The sequence below is a fragment of the Mesorhizobium sp. M7A.F.Ca.MR.176.00.0.0 genome (assembly GCF_004023165.1).
GTDB lineage: Bacteria > Pseudomonadota > Alphaproteobacteria > Rhizobiales > Rhizobiaceae > Mesorhizobium.
This window is the reverse complement of the sequence record NZ_RZTC01000068.1, coordinates 20,719-28,193: the sequence shown is the minus strand read 5'-3', so window position 1 is coordinate 28,193 and position 7,475 is coordinate 20,719. Positions and strand designations below refer to the sequence as shown.

Genomic DNA, 7,475 nt, shown 5'->3' with positions numbered 1-7,475 from the left:
GGGGGCACGGGTGTATTTGTACGAGCCATAAGTATTCTGCGGTCATTGGCTAAAAAATGATAATTTGAGTTATGCCTGTCGCGCGATCAACATGCAATCGAAACCCTGCGGATCAGGCTGCGGGGGACGCAACGAACAGGAACGGATCTCCATGCTCACCCACGCGCTGATCGGCGACGAAGGCAGAACAATCGACCTTGGCTGGCAGGACGGGTCGCGCAGCCGTTTTCATGCCATGTGGCTGCGCGACAATGCGCTGGACGACAAGACGCGCAGCGCCGGCAATGGTCAACGGCTCATCACCATTCTCGACATTCCCGCCAACACCAGGATCGGCGCCGCGTCGATCAAAGGCGGCGCCCTGGAAGTCAGCTTCGTGCCCGAGCAGAAGACGGTCAGCTTTCCCGCGGCATGGCTGAGCGCCAATGCCTATGATCGTGACGCAGGCCGCCAGCCGGGCTGGACAGGCGAGGCCACCGTGCGATGGACCAAGGCCTCGATGCAGAATTCGGTACCGCGCGCCGGCTATGTTGCGGCCAGCCGCGATCGTGCTGTGCTGGGGCAATGGCTGTCGGCGGTGAAAACCTATGGCTTCGCGGTGATGGACGATCTGCCGTCCGAATCCGGGGCGCTGTGCAAAGTGTCCGATCTGTTCGGCTACATCAGGGAGACCAATTACGGGCGCTGGTTCGAAGTGCGCGCCGAGGTCAATCCGAACAATCTCGCCTACACGAATCTCGGCCTCCAGGCGCACACCGACAACCCCTATCGCGACCCTGTGCCGACGCTGCAGATTCTGTCCTGCATCGAAAATACGGTTGAGGGCGGCGAGTCCAGTGTCGTCGATGGGTTTGCCGTCGCGGCTGCGCTGCAGGCTGAGAACCCGGAAGGCTTCCGGCTGCTGAGCTCATGCCCGGCGCGCTTCGAATATGCCGGCTCTTCCGGCGTGCGGCTGCAGGCGAAGCGGCCGATGATCGAGCTCGGGCCCGATGGCGAGCTGATTTGCATCCGCTTCAACAACCGCTCCCTGGCGCCGACGGTCGACGTGCCGTTCAGCCATATGGAAGCGTACTACGCCGCCTATCGCCGGTTTGCGGAACTGATCGAGAATCCATCCTTCGAGGTGACGTTCAAGCTCGAAGCGGGGCAGGCGTTCATCGTCGACAACACGCGCGTCATGCATGCCCGCAAAGCGTTTTCCGGTACCGGCAAGCGCTGGCTGCAGGGCTGTTACGCAGACAAGGACGGTCTGCTGTCGACGCTGGCCGCAATCGAGCATGGGTTCAAGGAGGCGGCGGAATGAGCGGCCAGGATTTGAACGCGGACACCATCGTCGAGTTCATCGCCGACATCTTCGAGCGCCGGGGTGCCGAATCCTATCTCGGCGAACCAGTCACCATGTCTGAGCACATGCTGCAGGGCGCCTGGTTCGCCGAAAAGGACGGTGCGCCCGACGAACTTGTGGCGGCGGCGCTGCTGCACGACATCGGCCATTACACCAGCGAGTTCGGCACCTATTCGCCCGAGGATGTCGAGGACAAGCATCATGACGAAGCCGGCGGCGAGGTGCTGGCGCCGTTCTTTCCGCCGGTCATCGTCGAATGCGTGAGGCTGCATGTCGCGGCCAAGCGCTATCTCTGCGCCACCGACCCGACCTATTTCGGCAGGCTTTCGCAGGCCTCAGTGCATACGCTGTCGCTGCAGGGCGGGCCGATGAGCGCCGATGAAGTGGCCGAGTTCCGCAAGAACCCGTTCCACGAGGAAGCGGTCCGGGTCCGCATCTGGGACGAGAGCGGCAAGATCGCCAACATGAAGACACGGGCGTTTCGCGATTACGTGCCGCTGCTGCAGCGGGTGGTGACGCAGTTCGCCGCGGGTAAGCCGGCGTAATTCCCTCGAAGGAAGGAGGCAGGGTGCAAGCCATGCCTCCTTCCGTTTTTTCTCCGCAGGAATGGCGCTCGCCTATCCCTTGTGGTGCACCTGCTGCAGCCCGTAGACCGGCGTCGCCAAGCCGGCCTGCCTGGCTTTCAACTGCAGCGCCAGGAACTGCGAATAGTGTCGTGACTGGTGCAGATTGCCGCCGTGGAACCACAGCGCCTCCTGTTGCGTCGGCTTCCACATGTTGCGCAACTCGCCTTCCCAGGGGCCGGGATCCTTGGTGGTGTTCGAGCCGAGGCCCCAGCATTTGCCGACCTTGTCGGCGGTTTCGCGGGATATCAGATCGGCGGCCCAGCCGTTCATCGAGCCGTAGCCCGTGGCATAGACGATGAGGTCCGCAGGCAGTTCCGACCCGTCGCCGAGCAGAACAGAGTGCTGCTTGATCTCTTCGACGTCGACGCCGCTCTTCAGCTTGATCGAACCATCGATAACCAGCTGCGAGGCGCCAACATCGATGTAATAGCCAGAGCCGCGCCTGAGGTACTTCATGAACAGGCCGGACTCGTCGTCGCCCCAGTCGAGCATGAAACCCGCCTTTTCCAATCCCTTGTAGAACGCCGCATCGCGTTTCTTCATCTCGGCATAGGCCGGGATCTGGAACTCGTGCAGGATCTTGTAAGGCAGCGAAGCGAAGATGAGATCGGCCTTGGCGGTGGTGATGCCATTCTGCAGCGCCTGCTCCGAATAGAGCGAACCCAGTCCGATTTCCATCAACGTGTCGGACCTGGAGATATGGGTACTCGAGCGCTGCACCATGGTCACGTCGGCACCAGCTTCCCAAAGTGCGGCAGCGATGTCATGGGCGGAATTGTTGGATCCGATGACAACGGCCTTTTTGCCGGCATAGGCGTCGGGACCCGGATGCTTCGACGAGTGGTGCTGGTCACCCTTGAAGGTTTCCATGCCCTTGAATTTCGGCAGATTGGCCTTGCCGGACTGTCCGGTCGCCAGCACCAGCTGCTTGGGCTTCAGCGTAATGTCCCTGCCGTCGCGGTGGACGACAACCGTCCATTCCTTGGTCTTGTCGTCATAGGAGGCGCTTTTGGCCTCGGTCGAGGACCAGTAATTCAGCTCCATCACCTTGGTGTACATTTCCAGCCAGTCGCCGATCTTGTCCTTGGGCGAGAAGACCGGCCAGTTCTTGGGGAAATCGATGTAGGGCAGATGGTCGTACCAGACCGGGTCATGCAGGCAGAGCGACTTGTAGCGCTTGCGCCAGCTGTCGCCGGCCCGCTCGTTTTTCTCGATGATGATCGTCGGCACGCCAAGCTGCCGCAGCCGCGCGCCGAGCGCGATGCCGCCCTGGCCGCCGCCGATGATGACCGTATAGGGCTGGGTCTTGAAGCCGAGCTCGGCGGCTTCCCTCTCGCGTTCTTCCTTCCATGTCGGACGGTTCTTGCCCGAGCCGTGCCTGGCGCCCATCGGCCGCGCAAAGCCTGCCGGCTCCTCGTGGCCTTTCAGTTCGGCCATGGTGGTCAGCAGCGTCCAGATCTTGCCGTTCTTCAGCCTGACATGGCCGAAGCCGCGTGCCACCTCCGTCTCGAAGCTGATCCAGCCCTCGATCAGTTCGCCGCTCTCGGTCGCGTCCTCGCCCTTGGCGATGGCGAAGTGCGACGGCCTGGTGTTCGACAATTGGCTTTTCAGCATGTCGCGGACCTGGTCGCGGCCTTCCATGGTCTTGATGTTCCAGGTGAAGGTAACGAGGTCGCGCCAGTAGCAATCCTCTTGAAAGCAATCGACCGCCTTCTCGATGTCATTGGCAGCCAGCGCGGCGCCGAATTGATCGAGCAGGTCAGACAGTTTCTTGCTAGGGGCCGTGTTCTTGCTAGAGGGCTTGTCGAGCATCAGGTTTCCTCCCGTGAAATCCAGATCGTCATGGTGGTGGCTCCGCCGGGCTTGCCGCCGGACGATCAAGTATCGTCAGAGATGGCGGCCCTCGTCACGCCCCACCATAGTTTCCAGCGATTTCAATGGTCTATCCTAGAAATGAGATCGCCAGGCGGTTTCGGAATCGCTCCGGCGCCGGAAACGAACGTTCCATTTGTGAATGCCGCGCCGGTCGCGCAAAATTGATGGTCAAATGCCGCAATGCGGTCACCGGGGCCGATGACAACCGATCGGTGAGAAGCCGGGAAGCGGTGGCGGGCAACAGGGCGGTTCCCGGGATTTTCTGGATGCGGAACTCTGGAGCCCGTTATGATCATCATACCTTTTATCCAAGCGTCTTCATGTCGCTCCCTTGGCCGGCGTGGACGCGCAGCAGCAATGGCCGCGGTCATGGCCTTGAGCGCGACCCTGACCGGCCCGCTGGTGCTGCCCGGAACGCAGGCGCATGCGGCGGAAATTGCCGTCACCGTCCGCGAAAGGCTTTCGAATTATGGCGGATGGCGAACCTCGGCCCGATTCGGCGATGTCTGGGTTCCCTCGGTCCGTACCGAATGGCGGCCGTACACCGAAGGCAGGTGGGTCTGGACCGACGATGGCTGGTACTGGCAGTCCACCGAGCCATTCGGCGATGTCGTCTATCACTATGGCCGCTGGGCGTATGATCCCGATTTCGGCTGGGTGTGGATCGCCGGCGATCAATGGGCGCCAGCCTGGGTGGTGTGGCGTCAGGGCGGCAATGATGTCGGCTGGGCTCCAGCGCCGCCCGACGTCGGTGTCGCCTTCGACGACGCCTGGTGGTGTTTCGTGCCTGTGGCGGCGATCGGCGCGGTCGATCTGGTCAGGGTGGTGCGGCCGGTGCAGGAGAACGTCGTCATCATGCGCAACACGACGATCATCAACCAGACGGTCGTGGTCAACAATGCACCGCGCGTGCGACTTGGCAATCAGGTCGTTGCAATCAATGCCGGACCCCGGCTGCAGCAACTCCCGAAGCCCGTCATCGAATCGATCAAGGCGGCAAAACTGGTTCCGCCTCGCAAAGGCGTGTTTGCCAGTGCACGGCTCGATGTTTCCAGGGGCGCCGAGATCAAGAGGCTTGCCGGCAATACAAAGGGGAACGGGCAAATCCTGGCGGGTCCCAAGACTGCGACCGGCGACAAGGCCAATTCCCTTGGCGCGGTGACTGCCAGCAATCCGGTGGTCGTGAAGCCGGTGAGCAAGCGGATGGTCGCCGGCAACGGCGCGAAGGCCGATGCGCTCAAGCTGCATGCCGACAGGACCACAGGCGACGGACGCATCGTTGTCAAATCGTCGCTCAACCGGGGGTCGCCCAAGCCGGTTTCGTCCAGGCCGGTTTCGGGGCAGCGTCTTGCACGCGGAGCCGGGCAACAAAAGCCGCATCAGCAAGCGTTGGCAATGCGCATGCCCCAGCACCATGCCCCGGCAAGGGTGGCACCCCACCATCCGCCAGCGAAGATGCAGGCCAGGAAGGCGTCCAAATGCGATCCACGCGTTTCCCGCTGCAAGGCGCCGGGCTGACACCGCAGTCGCGTCGGCACGCTGCGCGCGCCGGCGCGATTTTTCCCGTTGACAGGCCGCCTTTCCCGCCCTTAGTGTCCGCCACCATGAAAACGGCACTCATTCTCGTAGGAAAGCGCGTGGGCAAGGCGGTGTAACCGCCGGGCGAAAACCCCCCATGCGCAAGACACAGGCTCCCTCGGGGGCCTTTTTTATTGCCTGAAACACGACTAAACGACCAGCAAACGCCAAATGGCGACAGTACGGGACCAGACCGATGAGCAACGGACAGAACGAGCGGCGCGAGATGACAGGTGCCGAAATGGTGGTGCAGGCGCTGAAGGACAATGGCGTCAAGCATGTCTTCGGCTATCCCGGCGGCGCTGTCCTTCCGATCTATGACGAGATCTTCCAGCAGGACGATGTCGAGCACATACTGGTGCGCCACGAGCAGGGCGCCGGCCATGCGGCCGAAGGCTATGCGCGTTCGACCGGCAAGGCCGGCGTCATGCTGGTGACCTCCGGCCCCGGCGCCACCAATGCGGTGACGCCGCTGCAGGACGCGCTGATGGATTCGATCCCGCTGGTCTGCCTGACGGGGCAGGTGCCGACCTCGCTGATCGGCTCCGACGCTTTTCAGGAATGCGATACGGTCGGCATCACCCGCCCCTGCACCAAGCACAATTGGCTGGTGAAGGACGTCAACGAACTCGCCGCCACCATCCACGAGGCTTTCCATGTCGCGACCACCGGCCGTCCGGGTCCGGTCGTCGTCGATATTCCGAAGGACGTGCAGTTCGCCAGGGGATTCTACGTCCCGCCGCAGATAGCGCCGCGCACCAGCTACCAGCCTAAGGTCCAGGGCGACCTGGAAAAGGTCAAGGCGGCGGTCGAGCTGATGGCCAGCGCCAAGAAGCCGATCATCTATAGCGGCGGCGGCGTCATCAATTCCGGCCCGGAAGCGAGCCATCTGCTGCGCGAACTGGTCGATCTTACCGGTTTCCCGATTACCTCGACGCTGATGGGCCTCGGTGCCTATCCGGCATCGGGCAAGAACTGGATGGGCATGCTCGGCATGCACGGCACCTATGAAGCCAACATGGCCATGCATGATTGCGACGTGATGATCTGCATCGGCGCCCGTTTCGACGACCGCATCACCGGCCGGTTGACCGCGTTCTCGCCGAATTCGAAGAAGATCCACATCGACATCGATCCATCGTCGATCAATAAGAATGTCCACACCGAGGTGCCGATCATCGGCGATGTCGGCCGGGTGCTGGAGGATATGGTGCGGCTGTGGCGCGCGAGCGCCAAGGCCGACAAGAAGGCGCTCTACCCCTGGTGGGAGCAGATCGCCAAATGGCGTGCGCGCGACTCGCTCGCCTACAAGATGAACAACGACGTGATCATGCCGCAATACGCCATCGAGCGGCTCTACGAACTGACCAAGGGTATGGACACCTACATCACCACCGAGGTCGGCCAGCACCAGATGTGGGCGGCGCAGCACTATCATTTCGAGAAGCCGAACCGCTGGATGACGTCAGGCGGGCTGGGCACGATGGGCTACGGCCTGCCGGCGGCGCTCGGCGTGCAGATCGCGCATCCCGACGCGCTGGTCATCGACATTGCCGGCGACGCCTCCGTGCAGATGACGATGCAGGAGATGAGCGCTGCCGTGCAGCACGACGCGCCGATCAAGATCTTCATCCTGAACAACCAGTATATGGGCATGGTGCGGCAGTGGCAGCAGTTGCTGCACGGCAACCGGCTGTCGCATTCCTACACCGAGGCGATGCCCGACTTCGTCAAGCTGGCCGAGGCCTATGGCGGACACGGCATTCGCTGCGAGAAGCCGGACGAACTGGACGACGCGATCAAGGAGATGATCTCGGTCAGGAAGCCGGTGCTGTTCGACTGCCGCGTGGCGACGCTCGCCAACTGCTTCCCGATGATCCCATCGGGCAAGGCGCACAATGAGATGCTCTTGCCCGACGAGGCGACCGACGAGGCGGTGGCCAACGCCATCGACGCCAAGGGCAGGGAACTGGTGTAGCCGGCAGAACCAAGGCAGGGCTGTCGCGAGAAAGCCCTGCGCAAACAGAGAATTAGCTCAAGAGCTTGAAATC

5 protein-coding genes are annotated in these 7,475 nt (G+C 62.3%); 4 read left to right on the top strand and 1 reads right to left on the bottom strand.

The window, feature by feature from the left end:
* Nucleotides 1-151: 151 nt before the first annotated feature.
* Both EOB59_RS21705 and EOB59_RS21700 read left to right on the top strand, forming a co-directional pair.
* Nucleotides 152-1,303, top strand: a complete 1,152-nt coding sequence (locus tag EOB59_RS21705) for a gamma-butyrobetaine dioxygenase (RefSeq protein WP_128289203.1) — start codon at nt 152-154, stop codon at nt 1,301-1,303.
* Nucleotides 1,300-1,890 (top strand): HD domain-containing protein, encoded by a 591-nt coding sequence (locus EOB59_RS21700; protein ID WP_127395420.1) that lies wholly within the window; start codon nt 1,300-1,302, stop codon nt 1,888-1,890. The genes EOB59_RS21705 and EOB59_RS21700 overlap by 4 nt, the downstream gene beginning before the upstream one ends.
* Nucleotides 1,891-1,962: 72 nt before the next feature.
* Here EOB59_RS21700 and EOB59_RS21695 read toward each other — a convergent pair whose 3' ends face one another.
* A complete protein-coding gene (locus EOB59_RS21695) occupies nt 1,963-3,783 on the bottom strand; it encodes an NAD(P)/FAD-dependent oxidoreductase (protein ID WP_127395421.1) in 1,821 nt (606 codons plus the stop codon).
* Nucleotides 3,784-4,203: 420 nt separating this feature from the next.
* Between EOB59_RS21695 and EOB59_RS21690 the strand changes: the two genes are divergently transcribed.
* Nucleotides 4,204-5,364: a DUF6600 domain-containing protein gene (locus EOB59_RS21690; protein ID WP_128289202.1), complete on the top strand. Its 1,161-nt coding sequence runs from the start codon at nt 4,204-4,206 to the stop codon at nt 5,362-5,364.
* A gap of 256 nt (nt 5,365-5,620) precedes the next feature.
* On the top strand, nt 5,621-7,402 hold the full coding sequence (locus EOB59_RS21685) for an acetolactate synthase 3 large subunit (protein ID WP_127272402.1): 1,782 nt from the start codon (nt 5,621-5,623) through the stop codon (nt 7,400-7,402).
* Nucleotides 7,403-7,475 lie beyond the last annotated feature (73 nt).

Bases quoted from the DNA above. Each gene is read 5' to 3' on its own strand.
- EOB59_RS21705 (WP_128289203.1), top strand. From the start codon at position 152: ATGCTCACCCACGCGCTGATCGGCGACGAAGGCAGAACAATCGACCTT.
- EOB59_RS21700 (WP_127395420.1), top strand. From the start codon at position 1,300: ATGAGCGGCCAGGATTTGAACGCGGACACCATCGTCGAGTTCATCGCC.
- EOB59_RS21695 (WP_127395421.1), bottom strand. From the start codon at position 3,783: ATGCTCGACAAGCCCTCTAGCAAGAACACGGCCCCTAGCAAGAAACTG.
- EOB59_RS21690 (WP_128289202.1), top strand. From the start codon at position 4,204: ATGGCCGCGGTCATGGCCTTGAGCGCGACCCTGACCGGCCCGCTGGTG.
- EOB59_RS21685 (WP_127272402.1), top strand. From the start codon at position 5,621: ATGAGCAACGGACAGAACGAGCGGCGCGAGATGACAGGTGCCGAAATG.